The 23,505-nt window shown below is 71.6% G+C and carries 21 protein-coding genes; 10 read left to right on the top strand and 11 right to left on the bottom strand.

Annotation, left to right across the window (positions count from 1 at the left end; translation table 11 throughout):
- Nucleotides 1-56 precede the first annotated feature (56 nt).
- From AB0J57_RS18035 to coxB, 3 genes are read right to left on the bottom strand one after another with little or no spacing between them, the layout of a single operon-like run.
- The gene (locus AB0J57_RS18035) at nucleotides 57-455 is read right to left on the bottom strand and encodes a cytochrome c oxidase subunit 4 (protein ID WP_366129175.1); all 399 of its coding nucleotides are present in this window, start codon (nucleotides 453-455) and stop codon (nucleotides 57-59) included.
- Complete coding sequence (gene ctaD / locus AB0J57_RS18040) at nucleotides 452-2,200, bottom strand: cytochrome c oxidase subunit I (protein WP_366129176.1); 1,749 nt, start codon at nucleotides 2,198-2,200, stop codon at nucleotides 452-454. Before ctaD ends, AB0J57_RS18035 begins: the two co-directional genes overlap by 4 nt.
- Nucleotides 2,197-3,159, bottom strand: coding sequence for a cytochrome c oxidase subunit II (gene coxB / locus AB0J57_RS18045; protein WP_366129177.1), 963 nt, complete (start codon nucleotides 3,157-3,159; stop codon nucleotides 2,197-2,199). The genes ctaD and coxB overlap by 4 nt, the downstream gene beginning before the upstream one ends.
- Before the next feature lie 225 nt (nucleotides 3,160-3,384).
- On the opposite strand from coxB, the gene AB0J57_RS18050 reads away from it, so the two are divergent.
- Nucleotides 3,385-4,764 carry an aminotransferase class V-fold PLP-dependent enzyme gene (locus AB0J57_RS18050; RefSeq protein WP_366129178.1) on the top strand — a complete coding sequence of 460 codons (1,380 nt, stop codon included), beginning with the start codon at nucleotides 3,385-3,387 and terminating at the stop codon, nucleotides 4,762-4,764.
- A 69-nt stretch (nucleotides 4,765-4,833) separates the two neighbouring features.
- Here the strand turns inward: AB0J57_RS18050 and AB0J57_RS18055 are convergent, their stop codons facing one another.
- Nucleotides 4,834-5,808, bottom strand: coding sequence for a carbohydrate kinase family protein (locus AB0J57_RS18055; RefSeq protein ID WP_366129179.1), 975 nt, complete (start codon nucleotides 5,806-5,808; stop codon nucleotides 4,834-4,836).
- Between the two features lie 127 nt (nucleotides 5,809-5,935).
- On the opposite strand from AB0J57_RS18055, the gene AB0J57_RS18060 reads away from it, so the two are divergent.
- Together AB0J57_RS18060 and AB0J57_RS18065 are read left to right on the top strand one after the other, a co-directional pair.
- Nucleotides 5,936-6,145, top strand: a complete 210-nt coding sequence (locus AB0J57_RS18060) for a hypothetical protein (RefSeq protein WP_366129180.1) — start codon at nucleotides 5,936-5,938, stop codon at nucleotides 6,143-6,145.
- Between the two features lie 76 nt (nucleotides 6,146-6,221).
- On the top strand, nucleotides 6,222-7,682 hold the full coding sequence (locus tag AB0J57_RS18065; RefSeq protein ID WP_366129181.1) for a hypothetical protein: 1,461 nt from the start codon (nucleotides 6,222-6,224) through the stop codon (nucleotides 7,680-7,682).
- Between the two features lie 111 nt (nucleotides 7,683-7,793).
- Here AB0J57_RS18065 and erpA read toward each other — a convergent pair whose 3' ends face one another.
- Nucleotides 7,794-8,150 carry an iron-sulfur cluster insertion protein ErpA gene (erpA, locus tag AB0J57_RS18070; RefSeq protein WP_064071056.1) on the bottom strand — a complete coding sequence of 119 codons (357 nt, stop codon included), beginning with the start codon at nucleotides 8,148-8,150 and terminating at the stop codon, nucleotides 7,794-7,796.
- 257 nt (nucleotides 8,151-8,407) lie between these two features.
- On the opposite strand from erpA, the gene nadA reads away from it, so the two are divergent.
- Nucleotides 8,408-9,595 carry a quinolinate synthase NadA gene (gene nadA / locus AB0J57_RS18075; RefSeq protein WP_366129182.1) on the top strand — a complete coding sequence of 396 codons (1,188 nt, stop codon included), beginning with the start codon at nucleotides 8,408-8,410 and terminating at the stop codon, nucleotides 9,593-9,595.
- 127 nt (nucleotides 9,596-9,722) lie between these two features.
- Here nadA and AB0J57_RS18080 read toward each other — a convergent pair whose 3' ends face one another.
- The 5 genes from AB0J57_RS18080 to AB0J57_RS18100 all read right to left on the bottom strand — a co-directional run bounded on the left by AB0J57_RS18080 (nucleotide 9,723) and on the right by AB0J57_RS18100 (nucleotide 16,064).
- Nucleotides 9,723-12,836 (bottom strand): efflux RND transporter permease subunit, encoded by a 3,114-nt coding sequence (locus AB0J57_RS18080; protein WP_366129183.1) that lies wholly within the window; start codon nucleotides 12,834-12,836, stop codon nucleotides 9,723-9,725.
- 129 nt (nucleotides 12,837-12,965) lie between these two features.
- Nucleotides 12,966-13,655 carry a response regulator transcription factor gene (locus AB0J57_RS18085; protein ID WP_366129184.1) on the bottom strand — a complete coding sequence of 230 codons (690 nt, stop codon included), beginning with the start codon at nucleotides 13,653-13,655 and terminating at the stop codon, nucleotides 12,966-12,968.
- Complete coding sequence (locus AB0J57_RS18090; protein ID WP_366129185.1) at nucleotides 13,652-14,881, bottom strand: histidine kinase; 1,230 nt, start codon at nucleotides 14,879-14,881, stop codon at nucleotides 13,652-13,654. The genes AB0J57_RS18085 and AB0J57_RS18090 overlap by 4 nt, the downstream gene beginning before the upstream one ends.
- Nucleotides 14,882-14,978: 97 nt before the next feature.
- A complete protein-coding gene (locus AB0J57_RS18095; protein ID WP_366129186.1) occupies nucleotides 14,979-15,257 on the bottom strand; it encodes a hypothetical protein in 279 nt (92 codons plus the stop codon).
- A 12-nt stretch (nucleotides 15,258-15,269) separates the two neighbouring features.
- Nucleotides 15,270-16,064 carry a PspA/IM30 family protein gene (locus tag AB0J57_RS18100; RefSeq protein ID WP_366129187.1) on the bottom strand — a complete coding sequence of 265 codons (795 nt, stop codon included), beginning with the start codon at nucleotides 16,062-16,064 and terminating at the stop codon, nucleotides 15,270-15,272.
- Nucleotides 16,065-16,326: 262 nt separating this feature from the next.
- Here AB0J57_RS18100 and AB0J57_RS18105 point away from each other — a divergent pair, with 262 nt between their 5' ends.
- Genes AB0J57_RS18105 through AB0J57_RS18120 form a run of 4 tightly spaced genes read left to right on the top strand, consistent with a single transcriptional unit; the run spans nucleotide 16,327 to nucleotide 20,687 of the window.
- A complete protein-coding gene (locus tag AB0J57_RS18105; RefSeq protein WP_366129188.1) occupies nucleotides 16,327-16,923 on the top strand; it encodes a DUF3043 domain-containing protein in 597 nt (198 codons plus the stop codon).
- Between the two features lie 59 nt (nucleotides 16,924-16,982).
- Nucleotides 16,983-17,750 (top strand): methyltransferase domain-containing protein, encoded by a 768-nt coding sequence (locus tag AB0J57_RS18110; protein WP_366129583.1) that lies wholly within the window; start codon nucleotides 16,983-16,985, stop codon nucleotides 17,748-17,750.
- 55 nt (nucleotides 17,751-17,805) lie between these two features.
- Nucleotides 17,806-19,572, top strand: coding sequence for an ABC transporter ATP-binding protein (locus AB0J57_RS18115; protein WP_366129189.1), 1,767 nt, complete (start codon nucleotides 17,806-17,808; stop codon nucleotides 19,570-19,572).
- Between the two features lie 59 nt (nucleotides 19,573-19,631).
- Entirely contained in the window at nucleotides 19,632-20,687 is a 1,056-nt protein-coding gene (locus tag AB0J57_RS18120; protein WP_366129190.1) for a trypsin-like peptidase domain-containing protein, read from the top strand.
- Nucleotides 20,688-20,859: 172 nt separating this feature from the next.
- Here the strand turns inward: AB0J57_RS18120 and AB0J57_RS18125 are convergent, their stop codons facing one another.
- Complete coding sequence (locus AB0J57_RS18125; RefSeq protein WP_366129191.1) at nucleotides 20,860-21,069, bottom strand: hypothetical protein; 210 nt, start codon at nucleotides 21,067-21,069, stop codon at nucleotides 20,860-20,862.
- 80 nt (nucleotides 21,070-21,149) lie between these two features.
- Here AB0J57_RS18125 and AB0J57_RS18130 point away from each other — a divergent pair, with 80 nt between their 5' ends.
- Nucleotides 21,150-22,349, top strand: a complete 1,200-nt coding sequence (locus AB0J57_RS18130) for a bifunctional adenosylcobinamide kinase/adenosylcobinamide-phosphate guanylyltransferase (protein ID WP_366129192.1) — start codon at nucleotides 21,150-21,152, stop codon at nucleotides 22,347-22,349.
- A gap of 51 nt (nucleotides 22,350-22,400) precedes the next feature.
- Nucleotides 22,401-23,474 carry a nicotinate-nucleotide--dimethylbenzimidazole phosphoribosyltransferase gene (gene cobT, locus AB0J57_RS18135; protein WP_366129193.1) on the top strand — a complete coding sequence of 358 codons (1,074 nt, stop codon included), beginning with the start codon at nucleotides 22,401-22,403 and terminating at the stop codon, nucleotides 23,472-23,474.
- Nucleotides 23,475-23,505: the final 31 nt, after the last annotated feature.

Here is a 23,505-nt window from a genome sequence, read left to right on the forward strand (position 1 = left end):
GGGGCCCGGCAACCTCCGTACGGAGGTTGCCGGGCCCCTTGCCGAAGCGCGACCGCCTACTGGTTCTGGTTCTCGCCCCGGTAGTACTCGAAGACCCAGCCCCAGAGGCCGATCAGGATCAGCGGGGCGGAGAAGTACAGCAGCCACCAGCCGAGCGCGATGCCCAGGAAGGCGAACGCGCCACCGATGGCCAGGGAGAGCGGCTGCCAACTGTGCGGCGAGAAGAAGCCGACCTCACCGGCCTCGTCCGCGACGTCGGCCTCCTTGTCGTCCTGGGCCATGGCGTCCACTCGCCGGGCCGTGAAGGCCAGGTAGTAGCCGATCATGATCGCCAGGCCGAAGGCCAGGAAGAGCGCCGTCGTACCGGCCGGCTCCTTCGACCACACGCCATAGAGGATGGCCATGGCGAGGATGAAGATGCTCAGCCAGATGAAAATCTTGCCCTGGATTTTCACTTGCCGACCTCCTTGCCACCGAGCAGCGCGGTGTCCTTCTGCCCGTGGTTCTCGAGCTGCCCGACGGCGGCGATCTCAGGGTGGTGCAGGTCGAACGCCGGGGATTCCGAGCGGATGCGCGGCAGCGTGATGAAGTTGTGCCGCGGCGGCGGGCAGGAGGTCGCCCACTCCAGCGAGCGGCCGTAGCCCCACGGGTCGTCGACCTCGATCTTCTTGCCGTACTTGGCGGTCTTCCAGACGTTGTAGAAGAACGGCAGGATCGACAGGCCCAGCAGGAACGAGGCGATCGTGGAGATCGTGTTCAGCAGGGTGAAGCCGTCGGCGGCGAGGTAGTCCGCGTAACGGCGCGGCATGCCCTCGGCACCGAGCCAGTGCTGCACCAGGAACGTGCCGTGGAAGCCGATGAACAGCGTCCAGAACGTGATCTTGCCGAGGCGCTCGTCCAGCATCTTGCCGGTGAACTTCGGCCACCAGAAGTGGAATCCGGCGAACATCGCGAAGACCACGGTGCCGAAGACGACGTAGTGGAAGTGCGCGACGACGAAGTACGAGTCGGAGACGTGGAAGTCCATCGGGGGCGAGGCCAGGATCACACCGGTCAGACCACCGAAGGTGAAGGTGATCAGGAAGCCGATCGTCCAGAGCATCGGGGTCTCGAAGGACAACGAGCCCTTCCACATGGTGCCGATCCAGTTGAAGAACTTCACACCGGTCGGTACCGCGATCAGGAAGGTCATGAAGGAGAAGAACGGCAGCAGCACACCGCCGGTGACGTACATGTGGTGCGCCCACACCGTCACGGACAGACCGGCGATCGCGATGGTCGCGGCGATCAGACCGATGTAACCGAACATCGGCTTGCGGCTGAAGACCGGGATGATCTCCGAGACGATGCCGAAGAACGGCAGGGCGATGATGTACACCTCTGGGTGACCGAAGAACCAGAAGAGGTGCTGCCACAGCAACGCACCGCCGTTGGCGGGGTCGAAGATGTGGGCGCCGAACTTCCGGTCGGCCTCCAGCGCGAAGAGCGCGGCCGCGAGCACCGGGAAGGCGAGCAGGACCAGCACACCGGTCAGCAGCACGTTCCAGGTGAAGATCGGCATGCGGAACATCGTCATGCCCGGAGCGCGCATGCAGATGATCGTGGTGATGAAGTTGACCGAGCCGAGGATCGTGCCGAAGCCGGAGAAGGCCAGACCCATGATCCACATGTCGGCGCCGACACCCGGCGAACGGACCGCGTCCGACAGCGGCGTGTAGGCGAACCAGCCGAAGTCGGCCGCACCCTGCGGGGTGAGGAAGCCGGCCACCGCGATGACCGAGCCGAAGAGGTACAGCCAGTACGCGAACATGTTCAGCCGCGGGAACGCCACGTCGGGCGCGCCGATCTGCAGCGGCATGATCCAGTTGGCGAACCCGGCGAACAGCGGCGTCGCGAACATCAGCAGCATGATCGTGCCGTGCATCGTGAACGCCTGGTTGAACTGCTCGTTCGACATGATCTGCGTACCCGGGCGGGCGAGCTCGGCGCGCATGAAGAGCGCCAGCAGACCGCCGATGCAGAAGAAGGCGAACGACGTGACCAGGTAGAGCGTGCCGATGGTCTTGTGGTCGGTGGTGGTCAGCCACTTCACGACCACACCGCCGGGGTGCCTGCGCCGGACGGGCTGCTCGTTGGCGTACGGCTCACGCGAGCCGTCGGCTGCCTCGGCGGCACCCTGAGGTTCGTTGAGGATGCTCACAGTTGGTTCTTCTCCGCATTCCTGGCCGGGTCCGTCTGCTGAATGCCCGACGGGATGAAGCCGGTCTGCCCCTTCTCGGCCAGCTCCTTCAGGTGCTGCTGGTAACGCTCGGGTGAGACCACCTTGACGTTGAACAGCATGCGGGAGTGGTCGACGCCGCAGAGCTCGGCGCACTTGCCCCTGAAGGTGCCCTCCTCGGTGGCCGTCACCTCGAACACGTTGGTGTGGCCCGGGATGACGTCCTGCTTGAAGAGGAAGGGCAGCACCCAGAAGGAGTGGATGACGTCACGCGAGGTCAGGATGAACCGGACCTTCTCGCCCTTCGGCAGCCACAGGGTCGGACCCGGGTTGCCGTTCTGCGGGTTCCGCGTGCCGGGGATGCCGTAGTCGTAGACGCCGTCGGCCCCCTGGGGGAATTCCTTCTGGTACTTGTCCGGAATGGCGGCGAGGGACTTGTCGGTCTCGGCGGCCGTCTCCGGCTTGCCGTCGACGTTCTCGATGTAGTTGAAGCCCCAGCTCCACTGGTAGCCGACCACGTTGATGGTGTGGGCCGGCTTTTCGGAGAGAGCGAGGAGCTTCGACTCATCACGCGCGGTGAAGTAGAAGAGCACCGAGACGATGATGAGCGGGGTCACCGTGTACAGCGCCTCGATGGGCATGTTGTACCGGGTCTGCGGAGGAACCTCGACCTTGGTGCGGCTGCGCCGGTGGAAGATGACGCTCCACAGGATCAGGCCCCAGACGAGGACGCCCGTGGCGAGCGCAGCCGCCCACGAGCCCTGCCACAGGGAGAGGATCCGCGGAGCCTCCTCCGTCACCGGGGTGGGCATTCCAAGGCGGGGGAAGTCCTTGTATGTGCAACCGGTGGCGGTCGCGAGGATCAGGCCCGCAGTCAGCACCTGCGGCAGCTTCCGCCGCATCGGGCGCCGCGACGAGCGGTCGGAGCCGTTGGGACTCACGTAGCGCCTTCCCGAGAGTCTCGCCCGCGCGGTCGGCTGCGGCCGTCACGCTGGTCGGTCGCCGGCCCTGACGCGGGCAGGGGTTTGGATGTTTATGCGGACCAAACCCTACTGGACGCTATTTGGGGTCGCGCGGGGAGGGTGCCCAACGCGCCGCAGGGCACCCCGAAGGGGTGTTGAGGGCCGATTTTCCGGGGGCGGGGCCACCGGAGTTAGCGTGGCTGTGTGCCCTACTTCGATTCCGCTTCCTCCGCTCCCCTCCACCCCGTGGCCCGGCAGGCCCTCCAGGCGGCACTGGACGAGGGGTGGGCCGATCCCGCCCGGCTGTACCGGGAGGGGCGGCGCGCCCGGATGCTGCTGGACGCGGCGCGGGAGGCGGCCGCGGAGGCGGTGGGGTGCCGCCCCGACGAACTGGTCTTCACTCCTTCGGGGACACAGGCGGTGCACTCCGGAATTGCCGGGGCCCTCGCCGGGCGCCGGCGGGTCGGGCGGCACCTGGTCGTCTCGGCCGTGGAGCACTCCTCGGTGCTCCATTCGGCCGCCGCTCACGAGGCGGACGGCGGGACGGTGACCGAGGTGCCGGTGGACCGGGCGGGACGCGTCGACCCGGCCGGGTACGCCGCCGCCGTGCGGGACGACACCGCCCTCGCCTGCCTCCAGTCGGCCAACCACGAGGTGGGCACCGAGCAGCCGGTGGCCGAGGTGGCCGGGGCGTGCCGGGAGGCGGGGGTGCCACTGCTGGTGGACGCCGCCCAGTCGCTGGCGTGGGGCCCGGTGGCGGGCGATTGGTCACTGCTCACGGCAAGTGCCCATAAATGGGGCGGCCCTGCGGGGGTCGGGCTGCTCGCGGTTCGCAAGGGTGTGCGGTTCGCGCCCCAAGGCCCGGCGGACGAGCGCGAGTCGGGGCGGGCGGCCGGGTTCGAGAACATCCCGGGCATCGTGGCGGCGGCGGCCTCGCTGCGCGCCGTACGGGCCGAGGCGGCGGCGGAGGGGGCGCGGCTGCGCGGGCTGGTGGACCGGATCCGGGCCCGGGTGCCGGGGACGGTGCCGGACGTGGAGGTCGTCGGCGACCCGGTGCGGCGCCTGCCCCACGTGGTCACCTTCTCGTGTCTCTATGTCGACGGGGAGGCGCTGCTGCACGAGCTGGACCGGGCCGGTTTCTCCGTTTCCTCCGGTTCGTCGTGTACGAGTTCGACGCTGACGCCCAGCCATGTCCTGCGCGCCATGGGCGTGCTGTCGGAGGGCAACGTCCGCGTGTCGCTGCCGTTCGGTACGGCGGAGGAGGACGTGGAGCGGTTCCTGGAGGTGCTGCCGGGCACGGTGGCGGGCATCCGCGAGCGGTTCGGCGCGCCGGCCGCCACGCCGGCCACCGGGGGCGAGGAATCCCTGGTGGTGGACGCCCTGGGCCGGCGGTGCCCGATCCCGGTGGTCGAGCTCGCGAAGGTGTTCGGCGACGTCCCCGTCGGCGGCACCGTGACGGTCCTGGCCGACGACGAGGCGGCCCGCCTGGACATCCCGGCGTGGTGCGACATGCGCGGCCAGGAATACGTGGGCGAGCGCCCGGCGGAACGGGGCACGGCGTACGTGGTGCGTCGCGTGTCCTGACACGACCCGCACCCGGCATCCGGCCGGGGCGGGGTGTGGAGGGGTGCGAAGCACCCCTCCAGGTGGGCGTTACGGGAGGTGGGACTGGACTTCGGTGGCGGCTTCGTGGCCGTAGGCCTTGGTGAAGCGGTCCATGAAGTGGGCGCGGCTGAGGGTGTACTCCTGGGTGCCGAGCGTCTCGATGACCAGCGTGGCCAGCATGCAGCCGACCTGGGCCGCGCGCTCCAGGCCGACGCCCCAGGACAGGCCGGACAGGAAGCCGGCCCGGAAGGCGTCGCCGACACCGGTCGGGTCGACCTTGGCCTCCTCCTCCGGGCAGCCGACCTCGATGACCGGTCCGCCGACGCTCTCGATGCGCACGCCGCGCGAGCCGAGGGTGGTCACCCGGTGGCCGACCCTGGCGAGGATCTCCGCGTCGGTCCAGCCGGTCTTGGACTCGATGAGCCCCTTCTCGTACTCGTTGGAGAAGAGGTACGTCGCGCCTTCGAGGAGCGTGCGGATCTCGTCGCCGTCCATGCGGGCGATCTGCTGCGAGAAGTCGGCGGCGAACGGGATGTTCCGGGCGCGGCACTCCTCCGTGTGGCGGAGCATCGCCTCGGGGTCGTCCGCGCCGATCGACACCAGGTCCAGGCCGCCGACCCGGTCGGCGACGGCCTTCAGCTCGATCAGCCGGGCCTCGCTCATCGCGCCGGTGTAGAAGGAGCCGATCTGGTTGTGGTCGGCGTCCGTGGTGCACACGAAGCGCGCGGTGTGCAGGACCTCGGAGATCCGTACGGAGGCAGTGTCCACGCCGTGGCGGTCGAGCCAGGCCCGGTACTCGTCGAAGTCGGAGCCCGCCGCGCCGACCAGGATCGGACGGGTGCCGAGCTGGCCCATGCCGAAGCAGATGTTGGCCGCCACCCCTCCCCTGCGGACGTCGAGGTTGTCGACCAGGAAGGAGAGGGAGACCGTGTGCAACTGATCCGCGACCAACTGATCGGAGAATCGGCCGGGGAAGGTCATGAGGTGGTCGGTGGCGATGGAGCCGGTGACTGCGATACGCACGGCTGGGCGCTCCTGCGGGAAGGTGGAGTTGACAGTTCACGCTACCGGGTCGGCGGCGTCCCCACATGCGGAAACTACCCGATAGTAGGTCTTTTTCGGTCGGCTCACCCGTGCGTACGGTGCGCTTATGACCAAGTACAGCGTTCCGCGTGAGCAGCAGCACGAGTCCGAGTTGAGCCTGGCCGAGCTGCGGGGGGACAGCGCGCGCATGGTTCCGCACTGGGTGGTACCGGCGGAGGCCGCACCCGCTCCCGTGTCGCCGTCCCTGATCCACGGCGTGGTCGTCCCGCCCGCGTCCGCCAGGCTGATCGACGCCACGCCGGAGTACGGCGTCTGAGGGAACCGCCGGCTCCCCCGCTCCGTCCCACGGGTGTCTCCCGTAAAGGGACCACGGCGTACGAAGGAGCATTGCGGTGAGCAGTACGGAGCCGGAGCCGGCCACGGAGCCGACACAGGACAGCCCCCGCCGGAGGCGTTCGCCGCTCGCCGTCGCCTCGGTGGCGGCAGCGGTGCTGCTCGCCGGGGGCGGTGGCGCGTACTTCGCCACGGTGGCGTCGGACGGTGACGACCGCGGCGGTGTTCCGGCGGCGGACGGCAAGCAGCCGCCGCCGCTCGCCCTGGACGGCCACACCGAGCGCGGGCCGGGCACCGGGCCGGGCATCGCACCCGGTGAGCCGGACCCGGGCGGGGTGGTCTACCGGGCGGCCGGCACGCTGCCCAAGGGCCCCGGATCGGCGCACGTGTACCGGCCGGAGGGCACCGTGGGCGCGGACGAGGTGGCGCGGCTGGCCAGGGCGCTGGGCGTGGCCGGTACGCCCAAGGCGGCCGGTTCGGCGTGGAAGGTGGGGCCCGACAAGGACGGCTCGGGCGCCACGCTGCACGTGGAGCGGCAGGCCCCGGGCGTGTGGACGTTCGGGACGGCACCGGTCGGCGACAACTGCCTGAAGGGCAAGGACTGCCCCACGGGCGGTCAGCCGCAGGGCGGGGGGCGGCCCGTGAGCGAGGCGGCCGCGAAGAAGGCGGCGGCCCCGGTCCTGGAGGCGCTGGGCCAGGAGGACGCCGGGCTGGACGCCACGCAGGTGATGGGCGCGGTGCGGGTGGTGAACGCGGACCCGGTGGTGGGCGGGCTGCCGACGTACGGCTGGTCGACCGGCATTCAGGTGGGCGCGGACGGCTCGCTCAGCGGTGGCAGCGGGCGGCTGAAGGCGCCGGCGAAGAGCCACGAGTATCCGGTGATCGGCGCGGCGGAGGCGCTGAAGCTGCTGAACGCGGGGTCCGGCGACGGCCGGGTCGGCATCGGCGGGTGCGCCACGCCCGCGCCGCTGGAGGACTCCGGGACGAAGCCCGTCGCCCCGTGCAAGCCGGCCGCGAAGCCGGCCAAGGAGACGGTGACCGTCTCCAAGGCGGCCTTCGGGCTGGCGGCGCACTACACGGCCGGGCGCCCGGCGCTCGTACCGTCGTGGCTGTTCGAGGTGGCGCCGAAGGGCGACGCGCGGCCGTTCACGGTCACGTACCCGGCGGTGGACCCGAAGCACCTGGCGCCCGCGCCGCCGCCTGCGACCCAGCCGCCGTCGACCCCGCTGCCCGAGCCGACGCCCGGGACCGGGAAGGCGCCGCGGCAGGTCGAGTCGTACAGCCTGGACGGCAAGATCCTGACGGCGCGCTTCTGGGGCGGGGTGTGCAGCAAGTACACCGTGAAGGCCGAGGAGAGCGGTACGCAGGTGAAGCTGAGTGTGATCGAGACGCCGATCGAGCCCGGGCGGGTCTGCATCCTGATCGCCAAGGAGCTGACCGCGACGGCGACGCTGGACCAGCCGCTGGGCGACCGGCACGTCGTGGACGCGGCGAGCGGTGAGCGGGTGCCGCGGCGGTAGGCCGCGAGCGGACGCGGACGCAGACGCGGAAAAGGCGGCGGCCCCGGGGATGGTCCGGGGCCGCCGCCTCGCGTTTCCAGCAGGCTCAGCAGGCTTGGCTGCTCGACAGGCTTAGCTGAAGGAGTCGCCGCAGGCGCAGGAGCCGGTGGCGTTGGGGTTGTCGATCGTGAAGCCCTGCTTCTCGATGGTGTCGACGAAGTCGATGGAGGCGCCGCCCAGGTAGGGGGCGCTCATGCGGTCGGTGACGACCTTGACGCCGTTGAAGTCCTTGACGACGTCCCCGTCGAGGGAGCGCTCGTCGAAGAAGAGCTGGTAACGCAGGCCGGAGCAGCCACCGGGCTGAACGGCGACGCGCAGTGCCAGGTCGTCGCGGCCTTCCTGGTCGAGCAGGGCCTTGACCTTGGCCGCGGCGGCGTCCGACAGGAGGATGCCGTCGCTGACAGTGGTCTTCTCGTCCGATACGGACATCTGCTTCTCTCCCGGGTTGTACGGAGACTGCTTGCCGACCGGTTGCAACCGGCGGGGCCGCGGATTCATTCCGGGCACAGCGCTTGTCTTTCCCTTTCATGCTCGCACACCGGGCTCCGGACAAGCACCGGCCCGTGGAGAGGGGATGTGTCACATCGACACTATGGCCATCGTCAAAGTGACGTGAAGCGGTTATGATAGATAGCGTCATTTAGACGAAAAGGCTCTCCGCAGAAGTTCTCCGCAGAACAGAAAGGGTGCGTGACGTGACCACCGCCCAGCCCCTGGACGTCCAGCCGTCGCCCCTGGCCCTGCTGCTCCTCGGCCGCGAGGCCGACCCCAAGAGCGAGCGGGGAGTGGAGTGCCCCGGCGACCTCCCCTCGCCCTCCGACCCTGACCTGGTCGAGCGCGCCCGCGCGGCCAAGGAGAAGCTCGGGAGCAAGGTCTTCGTCCTCGGGCACCACTACCAGCGCGACGAGGTCATCCAGTTCGCGGACGTCACCGGCGACTCCTTCAAGCTCGCCCGGGACGCGGCGGCGCGGCCGGAGGCCGAGTACATCGTCTTCTGCGGCGTGCACTTCATGGCCGAGTCGGCCGACATCCTGACCACGGACGACCAGAAGGTCGTGCTGCCCGACCTCGCGGCCGGCTGCTCGATGGCCGACATGGCGACGGCCGAGCAGGTCGCGGAGTGCTGGGACGTGCTGACGGAGGCGGGCGTCGCGGACGTGACCGTCCCGGTCTCGTACATGAACTCCTCCGCCGACATCAAGGCCTTCACCGGGAAGCACGGGGGGACGATCTGTACGTCCTCCAATGCCAAGCGCGCCCTCGACTGGGCCTTCGAGCAGGGCGAGAAGGTCCTCTTCCTGCCGGACCAGCACCTGGGCCGCAACACCGCCGTCCGCGACATGGGCATGTCCCTGGACGACTGCGTCGTCTACAACCCGCACAAGCCGAACGGCGGCCTGACGGCGGAGGAGCTGCGCGGCGCCAAGATGATCCTGTGGCGGGGCCACTGCTCCGTGCACGGGCGCTTCTCGCTGGACTCGGTCAACGACGTGCGCGAGCTCATCCCGGGCGTGAACGTGCTCGTGCACCCCGAGTGCAAGCACGAGGTCGTGGCGGCGGCGGACTACGTCGGCTCGACGGAGTACATCATCAAGACCCTGGAGGCGGCACCGGCCGGCTCGAAGTGGGCGATCGGCACGGAGCTGAACCTGGTCCGTCGCCTGGCGAACCGATTCGCCGGCGAGGGCAAGGAAATCGTCTTCCTCGACAAGACGGTCTGCTTCTGCTCGACCATGAACCGCATCGACCTGCCGCACCTGGTGTGGGCGCTGGAGTCGCTGGCCGAGGGCAACCTGGTCAACCAGATCCAGGTCGACCGCGAGACGGAGAGCTTCGCCAAGCTGGCCCTGGAGCGCATGCTCGCGCTGCCGTAGCGCTTCCGGTACGTCGACGAGGGGCGCCCCGCGTGTTGCGGGGCGCCCCTCGGGCGTTGCGTGCGGGTCCGGCCCGTGGGTGGGGGCGGGGCCCCTCCGGGCTCACCTCGCCGTGGGCGGCCAGCGGCTAGGCGTTGGCGGGGGCCGGAGTCCTCTCCTCCGCCGGCGCCGGCTTCGCCGCGCGCTTGGCCGCGCGCTTCTTACGGCGGCGCTCCTTGCGCAGCTCCACCATCGCGTACAGCGTCGGGACCAGCAGCAGGGTGAGCAGGGTGGAGGTCACCAGGCCGCCGATGACGACCACCGCGAGCGGCTGGGCGATGAAGCCGCCCTCGCCCGTGATGCCGAGCGCCATCGGGAGCAGGGCGAAGATCGTCGCCAGGGCGGTCATGAGGATCGGGCGCAGCCGGTGGCGGCCGCCCTCGATGACCGACTCGATGACTCCGAGGCCCTGTGCCCGGTACTGGTTGATCAGGTCGATCAGCACGATCGCGTTGGTGACCACGATGCCGATCAGCATCAGCATGCCGATCATCGCCGGGACGCCCATCGCCGTGCCCGTGGCGACCAGCAGGCCGATGGCGCCGGTGGCCGCGAACGGGATGGAGACCAGCAGGATCAGCGGCTGAACCAGCGACTTGAAGGTCGCCACCAGCAGCATGAAGACGATCGCGATGGCCGCCAGCATGGCCAGGCCCAGGTTGCCGAACGCTTCCTCCTGGTCCTCGGAGACGCCGCCGATGGTGGCGGTCGCTCCATCGGGGAGGTCCAGCGCGTTGATCTTCGACTGGAGCGCGGCGCTCACCGCGCCGGTGTTGTCGCCGGTCGGCTTCGCCGTGATGGTGGCGGCGCGCGAGCCGTCGATGCGGGTCATCGAGACCGGGCCGGGGACCAGTCGTACGTCGGCGATGTCGCCGAGCTTCACCGGTCCGAGGGGGAGTGCCTTGAGGTCGGTCAGCGTCTTGGCGGGCGTGGCCGAGGTGACGACGACGTCGCGCTCGGTGTCGTTCAGGATCGCCTTGCCGGCCGGGGTGCCGCGTACGGCCTGGGCGACCGCCATGCCGAGCGTGGCGTCGTTGAAGCCGGCTTCGGCCGCCTTGGCGGTGGCCTTGACCGAGATGCGCGGGACGGACTGGGACAGGTCGCTCTGGACGTCGGTGACGTCCTTGAGCTCGGCGACCTCGGCGCGTACCTGCTCGGAGGCCTTCTTCAGAGTGGCGGTGTCGGCCGCCTTGACCACGACGCTCAGGTCCTGGTTGCCGAATCCGTCACCGGCGGCGATGGTCGTGTCGCCGATGCCGTCGAGCTTGCCCAGCTCGGCGTCGATGCGGTCGCGGGCCTTCTCGTAGGAGGCGGAGTCCGCGAGGGTGACCTGGTACGAGGCCTGGTTGGCGCCCGTACCGCCGCCGAAGGCCGCCATGAAGCCGGACGAGCCGACGGTGACCTGGTAGTCCTTCACCTGGTCCACCGAGGCGAGGACCTTCTCGACCTTCTTCGCGGCGGCGTCGGCCGCCTCCAGGCTGGTGCCGGCCGGCAGCTCCTGCTTGATGGAGAGCACTTCCTGCTCGCCCTGGTCGAAGAAGTTGGTCTTGAGGAGCGGGGCCATGCCGAAGGTGCCCACGAGGACGACGATCGCGATGGCCACGCTGGTGAGGCGGCGGCGGGTCGCGAAGCGGAGGACGGGGACGTACAGGCGCTGGAGGCGGCTGCGGGACTCCTTGGCCTCTGCCTGGCGGCGGGCCTCGTCGGGGTCGGTGGACGTGCCCTTGGGGGCGCGCAGGAACCAGTACGAGAGGACCGGGACGACCGTCAGCGAGACGAGGAGGGAGGCGAGGAGGGCGGCGGTGACGGTGAGGGAGAACGAGCCGAACAGCTCGCCGACCATGCCGCCGACCAGGCCGATCGGGAGGAAGACGGCGACGGTGGTGAGGGTGGAGGAGGTGACGGCGCCCGCCACCTCGCGTACCGCCGTGAGGATGGCGGCCTGGCGCTCCTCGCCGTAGCCGAGGTGCCGCTTGATGTTCTCCAGGACCACGATCGAGTCGTCGACGACCCGGCCGATGGCGATGGTCAGCGCGCCCAGCGTGAGCATGTTGAGGGACAGGTCCCTCGTCCACAGCACGATCAGGGCGAGCACGACCGAGAGCGGGATGGAGACCGCGGTGACCAGGGTGGAGCGGAGGGAGGCCAGGAAGACCAGGATGACGAGGACGGCGAAGACGAGGCCGAGGGCGCCCTCGGTGGTCAGGCCGGAGATCGACTTGGAGACCGCCGGGCCCTGGTCGGAGACGACCGTCAGCTCGGCGCCCGCGCCCAGGTCCTTCCGCAGCTCGGGCAGTTTGTCCTTGACCGCCTCGGAGATGGCGACGGCGCTGCCGTCGTTGTCCATGGTGGCCATGACGGCGAGGCTCGGCTTGCCGTTCGTCCGGGTGAGGGAGGCCCGGCGGGACTCCTCCTGCTTGACGGTGGCGATGTCACCGAGGCGTACCGCGTCGCCCTTCTCGGGCTTGATCGTCAGGTCCTCGATCTGCTTCAGCGAGGTGAAGCCGCCGCCGACCTGGACCGTGCGGCTCTTGCCGGCCTCGGAGAAGGAGCCGGCCGGGACGGTGGCGCCGCCCGCCTTCAGCGCCTCGGACAGGGCCATGGGGTTCAGCCCGGCCGCGGCGAGCTTCCTGTCATCGGGCGTGACGGAGACCTGGAGGTCCTGGACGCCGTCGATGGAGACCTGGCCGACCCCGTCGATGTCCTCCAGGGCGGGGACGACCGTCCGCTCCAACTGGTCGGCCAGGGCCTGCTGGTCCCTGCCCGAGGTGACCGCGAGCACGACGGTCGGGATGTCGTCGGTCGAACCGGCCACCACCTGCGGGTCCACCTCGTCGGGCAGTTGGACGCGGGCGCGGTTGACGGCCTGCTGGACGTCGGCGACGAGCTGCTTGGTGGACTCGTCCCCGTAGTCGAAGGTGGCCATGATCAGGGCGTTGCCCTCGCTGGCCGTGGAGGTGACGCCCTTGATGCCGTCGACGGCCTTGATGCTGCTTTCGAGCGGTTCGACCACCTGCTTCTCGACCACGTCGGGGGAGGCGCCCTGGTAGGGGGCGAGGACCGACACCATCGGCAGTTCGATCGAAGGCAGCAACTGTTGCTTGAGCTGCGGGATGGCGATCGCCCCGAAGACGATCGCCACGATGGACATCAGCCCTATCAGGGCCCGTTGCGCGAGGCTGAATTTCGACAGCCAGGACATGGGGTCTCTCTTCTGTGGCGGATCGGCAGGTATTCATACGATCAGCCACGGAGGAGGGGGTTCCGTCGCCCCCAGGTCCCGTTTGCTTACGCGGGGCCTACACCGAACGGAGTACTCCCGCGTACGCGGTCACTCCACCCTGGGGCGTACCAGGCCCGACTCGTAGGCCGTGACGACGAGCTGGGCCCGGTCGCGGGCGCCGAGCTTGGCCATGGCCCGGTTGACGTGGGTCTTGATGGTGAGCGGACTGACCTCCAGCCGCTCGGCGATCTCGTCGTTGGAGTGGCCGCCGGCGACCAGGACGAGGACCTCCCGTTCGCGTACGGTCAGCGCCGCGAGCCGCTCCGAATACCCCTGCCCGTCGCCCACGGCCGCGTCCGAACCGCCGCCCTGCGCGAGGAACTTGGCGATCAGCCCCTTGGTGGCGACGGGCGACAGCAGCGCCTCGCCGGCCGCGGCGATACGGATCGCGTTGAGCAGCTCGTCCGGTTCCGCGCCCTTGCCGAGGAAGCCGGACGCCCCGGCGCGCAGCGACTGCACCACGTACTCGTCCACCTCGAACGTGGTCAGCATGACGACCCGTACGCCGGCCAGGTCGGGGTCCGCGCTGATCATGCGGGTGGCGGCGAGGCCGTCCGTACCCGGCATGCGGATGTCCATGAGCACCACGTCGGCCCGCCGCGAGCGGGCGAGCGCGACGGCCTCGGCGCCGTCCGCCGCCTCCCCCACGACCTCCATGTCCGGCTCGGAGTCGACGAGCACCTTGAACGCGCTGCGCAGCAGCGCCTGGTCGTCGGCGAGCAGCACCCTGATGGTCATGTGGCCTCCCCTGTACGTGCCGTGACGGGAAGTATCGCCTGCACGCGGAAACCCCCTCCGTAGCGGGGCCCCGCGGTGAGGGCGCCGCCGAGGGCGGTGACGCGTTCCCGCATCCCGATCAGGCCGTGACCGCCGCCGCCGCTCTCCTGCTCGGCCGTCGGTACGCCGTCGTCGAGGACCGTCACCTCCAGCGTCCGGCCCACCCGGACCACGCTCACCTCGGCCCTGGCGTCCGGGCCGGCGTGCTTGCGCACATTGGTGAGCGCCTCCTGGATGATCCGGTACGCGGCGAGGTCGACGGCCGCGGGAAGTCCGGTGCCCTGGTCGGTGCGGGCCAGCTCGACCGGGAGGCCGGCGTTGCGGAAGGTGGCGAGCAGCTCGTCGAGGACGGCGAGGCCCGGCGCCGGCTCGGTGGGCGCCTCGGGGTCGCCGGACTGGCGGAGCAGGCCGACGGTGGCGCGCAGCTCGTTGAGCGCGGAGCGGCTGGCCTCGCGGACGTGTGCGAGGGCTTCCTTGGCCTGGTCGGGGCGCTTGTCCATGACGTGGGCGGCGACCCCGGCCTGGACGTTGACCAGCGCGATGTGGTGGGCCACGACGTCGTGGAGGTCGCGGGCGATGCGCAGCCGCTCCTCGGCGACCCGGCGGCGGGCCTCCTCCTCGCGGGTGCGTTCGGCGCGCTCGGCGCGCTCGCGGATGGCGTCGACGAAGGCGCGGCGGCTGCGGACCGCGTCGCCGGCGGCCGCGGCCATGCCGGTCCACGCGAAGACGCCCAGGTTCTCCTGGCTGTACCAGGGCGCGGAGCCGAACAGCATCGCGGCGCCGGTCAGGACCGTCATCGTCAGCAGTCCGACCCGCCAGGTGGTGGGGCGGTCGGTGCGCGAGGCGACGGTGTAGAGGGCCACCACGGCGCTCATCGCGACGGGGGCGGGCGGGTCCTCGGCGACGTGCTCCACGAGCGTGACCGCGCCGGTGAACAGCAGGACGCCCAGCGGGTTGCGGCGCCGGAGGACGAGGGCGGCGGCGCCGATCAGCATGAGCAGCACGCTGCCCGCGCCGGGGGTGCGGCCGCCGAAGTCGGGCCCGCCGTGCGGCCCGCCGTGCCGGTCGACGAACGAACCGGCGACCATGCACACCAGCACCGCCAGGGCCAGGGCGGCGTCGAACGCGAGGGGGTGCTCGCGCAGCCAGCCCCGCCCGCGCAGGAGGCGTTCTCCGAGGGTGGTCACGGAAGGAAACGGTACGGCCTGGCACGGTGCCGGGACGCACCTGTGCCCCGGCCCCGGGCTGCGGGGCGGGGCACGGGCGCGGTGTTGGAGGTACCGGTCAGCCCGGGATGAGGCCGTCGTCGGAGAGCATCTGGCGCACCTCGTCGAGCGTGGCGTCCGGCGCCGGCAGGATCAGTTCGGAGGGTTCCAGCGCGTCGTCCGGCAGCGGCTCGCCGAGTTGGCGCACCGTCTCCAGCAGGGCGTGGAGGGTGCGGCGGAAGCCTTCCTCGTCACCGCCCTCCATCTCTTCGAGCAGTTCGTCGTCCAGTTTGTTGAGCTCGGCGAAGTGGCTGTCCGCCAGCTTCACCTGGCCCTCCCCCATGATCCTGACGATCATGACGTGCCGTCCTTACTGCTTGTCGAACTTCGGCTGGGAGGACTGCCGCTGCTGCGCCTGGTCCTGCGGGGCACCGCCCTCGATGGCCTGCTGCGGGCCGGTCCCTCCGGCCAGCTCGGCCTTCATGCGCTGGAGCTCCAGCTCCACGTCCGTACCGCCCGACAGGCGGTCCAGCTCGGCCTGGATGTCGTCCTTCTGGAGGCCGGACTGGTCGTCCAGCGCCCCGGAGGCGAGCAGCTCGTCGATCGCGCCGGCCCGCGCCTGGAGCTGCGCGGTCTTGTCCTCGGCGCGCTGGATGGCGACGCCGACGTCGCTCATCTCCTCCGAGATGCCCGAGAACGACTCGGCGATCCGGGTCTGTGCCTGGGCGGCGGTGTACGTGGCCTTGATCGTCTCCTTCTTGGTACGGAAGGCGTCGACCTTGGCCTGGAGGCGCTGCGCGGCGAGCGTGAGCTTCTCCTCCTCGCCCTGGAGGGTCTGGTGCTGCGTCTCCAGGTCGGTGACCTGCTGCTGGAGCGCGGCGCGGCGGGACAGCGCCTCGCGCGCCAGGTCCTCGCGGCCCAGCGCGAGCGCCTTGCGGCCCTGGTCCTCCAGCTTGGCGGACTGGCCCTGGAGCTGGTTGAGCTGCAACTCCAGGCGCTTGCGGGAGGTCGCCACGTCGGCGACGCCGCGGCGCACCTTCTGGAGCAGTTCGAGCTGCTTCTGGTACGAGTAATCGAGGGTCTCGCGCGGATCCTCGGCCCGGTCAAGGGCCTTGTTTGCCTTCGCGCGGAAGATCATCCCCATACGCTTCATGACACCGCTCATGGGCTTCGCGCGCCCCCTTCTGACGGACTTCGGCTCCAGCACTCCAACAGAACCCACAGTACGGGCCCTGCCTCCATTACCGCACTGTTCGGGCGCGGATGCGCTCATCCCCAAGGACGACTGCGCGCGGCTTTGATCCGGCGCAGGGAGTAGGGACCCTTCAGGGGCCCCGGAGCCCTTCCACGAGGTTGACGCAGGCTGTTGCCGGATCGTTCCCCACGGGGGTGGGGTCCATGCGGCGCACCCCGTACCCTTGGGCTTTGTGTTCCGTAGCCGTTCGAAGGATGAGAAGGCCCCCACCGACAAGGTGACGGCGGACCTCTCCAAGCAGCCCCGCGACCCCGAGGCCCCCAAGGGCCGCCCGACCCCGAAGCGGAGTGAGGCCCAGACCCAGCGCCGCCGTGCGCAGACCGTGCCGACCGACCGCAAGGAGGCCATGCGCCGCCAGCGCGAGGCCCGCCGCGCGGACCTGGCCAGGCAGCGCCAGGCGCTCGCCAGCGGTGACGAGCGTTATCTGCCGGCCCGTGACAAGGGTCCGGTCCGCCGGTTCGTGCGCGACTTCATCGACTCCCGCTTCTGCGTCGCCGAGTTCTTCCTGCCGCTCGCGGTGGTGATCCTCGTCCTGTCCAGCCTCCCGAACACGCAGCTCAAGAACATCGCCCTGCTGCTGTGGCTGGCCGTGATCGCCCTGATCATCGTGGACTCGGTCGGCATCTGGCTCCGGCTGAAGAAGCAGCTCAACGCGCGCTTCCCGAACGAGCCGAAGCGTGGCGCCGTGGCGTACGGCCTGATGCGCTCGCTCCAGCTCCGCCGGCTGCGGCTGCCCAAGCCGCAGGTGAAGCGTGGAGAGCGGCCCTGAGCACCCTGGTCTCCGGTTTCGGAGGCGCATCGGGTGACTGGCTCGACGGGCTCGGCGGACTGCGCAGCACGGTCCGCCAGGAGCTCGTCGCACGCCAGCTCGACGAGCAGATAGCCGCCCGCTACCCCGTGGGGCAGCGGCTGCGGATACTCGACGTCGGCATGGGGCAGGGCACGCAGGCGCTGCGCCTGGCCCGTGCCGGGCACACCATCACGGGCCTGGAATCCGACCCCGAGATGCTGAAGGTGGCCCGCGAGGCACTGGCCTCCGAGCCCGCCGGCATCCGCGAGCGGGTACGCCTGATCGAGGGGGACGGCCGGGAGACCGGTGTGCACTTCCTGCCAGGCAGCTTCGACGTGGTGCTGTGCCACGGCGTGCTGATGTACGTGGAGGAGCCCGACGCCATGCTGGCGGGGCTCGCCCGGATGCTGGCGCCGGGCGGTCTGCTGTCCCTGCTCGTACGGAACGCGGACGCGCTGGCCATGCGGCCGGGCCTGGCCGGGGACTGGCCGGGGGCGCTGGCGGCGTTCGAGTCGGACACCTACTCCCCCAAGCTCTCGGCTTCGCTCGAGCAGGGGGGACCCCGACTCGGCCTGCCGGTACGGGCGGACCGGCTGGAGACGCTGACGGCGACGCTCGCGGGCATCGCGGCGCCGCTCCAGGCCTGGTACGGGGTGCGGGTCTTCACCGACAACGTACCGAACGAGGAGGGGCTGCCCGCCGCCGCGGAGCTGGAGCAACTGCTGGCGGCGGAGGACCGGGCAGGGCGCACCGAGCCGTACCGCAGGGTGGCGGCGCTGCTGCACCTGTGCGGGGTCCGGGGCTGACACCCGCGGCGGCCGGCGGTCAGGTGAGCGCGCGGTTTCCGCGTCTTTCACTGACGTGAGCATTACGGAAACGGACAACACAGCCAAACTGCCCGCCCGTGAGACCTGGCGGGCCCTGTACCGGCATTTCCGGCCGCACCGCTGGACCGTCGCGTTCGGCACCCTCCTGGCCCTGATCGGCGCGGGCACCGGCATCCTCCAGCCCCTCGCGGCCAGGGCGCTGGTGGAGCGCCTCGGCCAGGACGAGCCGATCGGCCGCATCCTGCTGGTGCTCACCGCGCTGGTGGTGATCGGTACGGCGATCGAGTCGGTCGGCGCGTACGTGCTGGAGCGCACCGCCGAGTCCGTCGTGCTCGCCGCCCGCCGCACCCTGATCGGCAGGCTGCTGCGGCTGCGCCTGCCCGAGGTGGAGCGGACCCAGCCGGGCGACCTGATGTCCCGCATCACCTCGGACACGACCCTGCTGCGCGCGGTGACGACCGACTCGATCGTCTCGGCCGTGACCGGCGGCCTCGCGTTCCTGGCCACCCTCGTGATGATGGCCGTGATGGACGTGGTGCTGCTCGGTGTGACGCTGGGCGTGATCGTGCTGATCGGCGGCGCCATGGCGCTGGTGATGCCGCAGATCTCACGGGCGACCAAGCGCTCCCAGGAGGCGGTCGCGGAGATCTCCACGCGGCTGGAGCGGGTGTTCGGCGCGTTCCGCACGGTGAAGGCGTCGGGCGCGGAGGAGCGCGAGGCGGCGGTCGTGGAGACGGCCGCGCGGGAGGCCTGGCGGCAGGGGCTGAGGTCGGCGAAGTGGCAGGCGGTGTCGGGCTCGTCGGTGGGGCTGGCCGTCCAGGTGTCGTTCCTGGCGGTTCTGGGCATCGGCGGGGCACGGGTGGCGTCGGGTGCCATCTCGGTGGCGGACCTGGTCGCCTTCCTGCTCTACCTCTTCTACCTGACCGAGCCGATCTCCAAGCTGGTGACGGCGGCGACCGAGTACCAGGTGGGCTCGGCGGCCGTGGCCCGGATCGAGGAGGCGGAGCGGCTGGCGACGGAGAGCCCCGGCCCGGCCGCCGCGTCCCGGAGCGGCCGGCCCGCGTCCGTCGCGTTCGAGGACGTCACCTTCCGCTACCGAGACGACCTCCCGTACGTCCACCACGGCGTCTCGTTCGAGGTGCCGGGCGCCGGGATGACGGCGTTCGTCGGGCCGTCGGGCGCGGGCAAGACGACGGTGTTCGGGCTGGTCGAGCGGTTCTACGAGGCGACCGGCGGCCGGGTCCTGGTCGACGGCAGGGACGTACGGGACTGGCCGCTGGCCGAACTGCGCGCGGCCATCGGCTATGTGGAGCAGGACGCCCCGGTACTGGCCGGGACGCTGCGCGAGAACCTGGTCTTCGCGGCGCCGGACGCCACGGAGGAGGAGATCCGGGAGGTGCTGGTGCGGGCCAGGCTGGACGCGCTGGTGGACCGGCTGCCGGAGGGGCTGGAGACGCTCGTGGGGCACCGCGGCTCCAAGCTGTCGGGCGGTGAGCGGCAGCGGGTGGCGATCGCGCGGGCCCTGCTGCGCAAGCCCCGGCTGCTGCTGCTCGACGAGGCGACCTCGCAGTTGGACGCCGTCAACGAGCTGGCGCTGCGGGACGTGGTGGCGGAGGTCGCGCGGGAGGTGACGGTCCTGGTGGTGGCGCACCGGCTGTCGACGGTGACGCTCGCGGACCGGATCGTCGTCATGGAGGCGGGCAGGGTACGGGCGGTGGGCACCCATGCGGAGCTGGTGGCGGCCGATCCCCTGTACGGGGAGCTGGCGGCGACCCAGTTCCTGACCTCCACCGGCGCCTGACCCCCTGATCGGGTGCGCAGCGGGCGCCGGACCTATGGGGTGAAAGGGATACTCCGGTCATGGAAGCCCTTCGTGTGCTCGCGCCCCTGACCTCCGTGGTCTGCGCGGCCGCCCTGGTGGGCGGCTGCTCGGCCGGTCCATCGCCGGCCGGCAGACCGGCGGCGGAGCCCCGGGTGGCCGGGGCCGCGCGGGCGGCCGAACTGGAGGACGACTACCGCAACGTCATCCGGAACGTCCTGCCGTCGGTCGTGCAGATCGAGGCCCGGGCGGGCCTGGGGTCCGGGGTCGTCTACGACGGTCAGGGCCACATCGTCACCAACGCCCACGTCATCGGCAGGGAGCGGACCTTCAGGGTCACCGTGGCGACGGGCGAGGAGCCCCTGGCGGCGCGGCTGGTCTCCAGCTATCCGGAGCAGGACCTGGCCGTCATCAAGCTGGACCGCCGCCCCGACGGGCTGAAGCCGGCCACGTTCGGCGACTCCTCCAAGGTGGAGGTCGGCCAGATCGTGCTGGCCATGGGCTCACCGCTCGGCCTGTCCGGCAGCGTCACCCAGGGCATCGTCTCCGCGACCGGACGCACCGTCAGCGAGAGCCGGTCGGGCGGCGGAACGGGCGCGACGATCGGCAACATGGTCCAGACGTCCGCGGCGATCAACCCGGGCAACAGCGGCGGCGCGCTGGTCAACCTGGACAGCGAGGTCATCGGGATCCCGACGCTGGCGGCGGCGGACCCGGAGCTGGGCGGCAGCGCGGCGCCGGGCATCGGGTTCGCGATCCCCGCCTCGATGGTGCGGACGGTCGCCGACCAGATCGTCCGCACGGGCCGGGTCACCGACTCCGGCCGGGCGGCCCTGAACATCACCGGCCGTACCGTCCTGACCGACGACTACCGGCCGGGCGGCGTCGCCATCGTCGAGGCCTCCCGGGGCGGGGCGGCGGCGGACGCGGGCCTGCGGCCCGGCGACATCATCACCAAGCTGGACGACGACCCGATCACCACGATCACGTCCCTGCTGGAGGCGCTGGCCTCGGCGAAACCGGGCGACGAGGTGACCGTGACGTACACCCGCGGCGGCCGCTCGGCGACGGCCCGGGTCACGCTGGGCGAGATGTGAGGGACCCCTGCGGCGGGCCTGTCCGGACCGGCCGCCGGGCCGGGCGCACCGCGGGGCGCCGGAAGCCGCCGGGGCCGGGCGCACGGCGGCGCGCCGGTGGAGGCCGGCGCCCGGCGACGGAGCCGTGACGGCCGGGCGGGCAGCCCCGCCGGCACGGCTCCGTCGGGCTCGGTTACGCGTCCTGCGCGGCGCGGAGGCTCATGCCGTAGATCTCCGTACCGTCCTCGAAGAGCGTCACCTTTTCGGCACCGCCCTCCAGGAGGTCCTTCCAGGTCTCGCCGATCCAGGACTCCGCGTCTCCCTGGGTCGTGAACTCCTCCGGCTCCACCGCCGGGGCGACCTCCGAGCCGTCGGACCCCTCGAACCGCCACGTCCATGCCATGTGGGCCTCCAGATGATCGGTTTCCTGCCCGCAGCGTAGCCGGGCGCGCAGCCCGCGCGGGGACGCGGGAGGATCGTCCCGTGGAAGTGACTCTGCTCGGTACCGGCGCCCCCGAGGGGCTGCCCCGCCCCGACTGCCCCTGCGCCGCGTGCGCCACCGCCCGCGGGAACCGGGCGCGCGCCGCGACCGCGCTGCTCGTGGACGGGGCGCTGCTGCTCGACCTGACGCCGGGAGCCGCGCTGGCCGCCGCCCGGGCGGGGCACTCGCTGACGGGCGTACGGCAGGTGCTGCTGACCCATCCGCACGACGGCCCGGCCCTGGAACTGCCGGCCGGGCTGCCCGCGGCCGGGCGGGTGCCGGACGGGCGGGAGCTGACCCTGATCAGCGGGCACCGGGTGAGGGCCGTGCCGATGGACGCGCCCGGCACCGGATACGAGGTGACGTCGCCGGAGGGGCTGCGCCTGCTGTACCTGCCGCCGGGCGGCGCCCCCGCCGGGGTCATGGAGGTGCGGCGGCCGTACGACATGGTGGTCGCCGATGTGGTCGCCCGGCCGGACGGGCCGGCCCGGCTGCGCGCCGCCGGGGGCATCGGGCCCGCCACGGACGTGGTGGCGGTGCACCTGGACCATGACGTGCCGTCCTGCCTCGAACTGGACCGGCGCCTGGCGGCCGCCGGGGCGCGGGCCGTGCCGGACGGGGCGACGCTGATCGTGGGCGAGTACCACGACGTGCCCGATGTCCCCCGGCGCACGCTGGTCACGGGCGGGGCGCGGTCGGGGAAGTCCCTGGAGGCCGAGCGGCGCCTGGAGGCGTTCCCCGACGTGGTGTACGTCGCGACGGGCGGCACGCGGGACGGCGACGCCGAGTGGGCGGCCCGGGTGACCGCACACCGCGACCGGCGGCCGGGGTCGTGGCGTACGGAGGAGACGTGCGAGCTCGTCCCGCTGCTGCGGGAGGACGGGCCGCCGCTGCTGATCGACTGTCTGTCGCTGTGGCTGACCGACGCGATGGACCGGGTCGGCGCCTGGGACGACGACACCTGGGCCAAGACCGGTGAGCGGGAACTGCGCGAGCGGGTGGCGGAGCTGGTCGCGGCGGTCCGGGCGACCACGCGGACGGTCGTCGCGGTGACGAACGAGGTGGGGGCCGGCATCGTGCCGGGCGACGCGGGGAGCAGGCGGTTCCGCGACGAGCTGGGGAGGCTGAACGCGGCGTTCGCCGACGAGTGCGAGCACGTGTTGCTGGTGGTCGCCGGACAGGCCCTCGTGCTGCGCGGATGACCGGCCCGGCACCCCGGCGAACACCGTGACGGCGCCTGTACTGTTCGTCGAATGAGCAGGCTGAATCTCGACGACTTCTCCGATCTGATCGAGCGCCCCGACAGCGGTACGCGGCGAGACGCCGAGGAACGCCGGGAGCGCCTCACCGTGCCGCCCGGGGCGCTGGGCCGTCTCGACGAGCTGGGCGAGTGGCTGGCGGCCGCCCAGGGGACCGTCCCGGTGCGGCCCATCGAGCGGCCGCGCGTGGTGCTGTTCGCCGGTGACCACGGGGTGGCAAAGCTGGACGTGTCGGGCCGGCCCGCCGGCGGCACGCACGAGCTGGTGCGTGCCGTGCTGGACGGGGCGAGCCCGGTCGCGGTGCTGGCGCGGCGGATGAACGTTCCGGTGCGCGTCGTCGACGCCGGGGTGGACTGCGACCCGGAGCTGCTGCCCGCCGATGTCGTACGCCACCGGGTGCGGCGCGGCAGCGGCCGTATCGACATCGAGGACGCCCTGACCCCGGAGGAGGCCGAGCGGGCGGTACGCCTCGGGATGGCCATCGCCGACGAGGAGGCCGACTCGGGCACCGACCTGGTCGTGCTGGGCGACCTGAGCGTCGGCGGCACCACGCCCGCCTCCGCGCTGATCGCCGCCCTGTGCGGTACTGACGCCTCGGTGGTGACCGGCCGGGGCGGCGCGGGCATCGACGACCTGGCGTGGATGCGCAAGTGCGCGGCGATCCGCGACGCGCTGCGCCGGGCCCGGCCGGTCCTGGGCGACCAGTTGGAGCTGCTGGCGGCGGTCGGCGGGGCGGACCTGGCGGCGACGACCGGGTTCCTGTTGCAGAGCGCGGTGCGGCGCGTGCCGGTGATCCTGGACGGCGTGGTGTCGGCGGCGTGCGCGCTGGTGGCGCAGCGGGCCGCGTTCCGGGCGCCGGACTGGTGGCTGGCGGGTCAGGTGAGCGGCGAGCCGGCCCAGTCCAAGGCGCTGGACCGGATGGCGCTCAACCCGCTGCTCGACCATGGCGTCACCGTGGGGGAAGGAACCGGGGCATTGCTGGCACTCCCCCTCGTTCAGGCAGCGGCGGCGTTCGCGGCCGAGCTGCCGGAGAAGCCGCTGCCGGAGGAGCAGCCGCAAGAGGACTGAGGCGCGCCCGGTACGGCCGCCGCCCCCGCCC

This window comes from Streptomyces sp. NPDC049837, assembly GCF_040674455.1.
GTDB lineage: Bacteria > Actinomycetota > Actinomycetes > Streptomycetales > Streptomycetaceae > Streptomyces.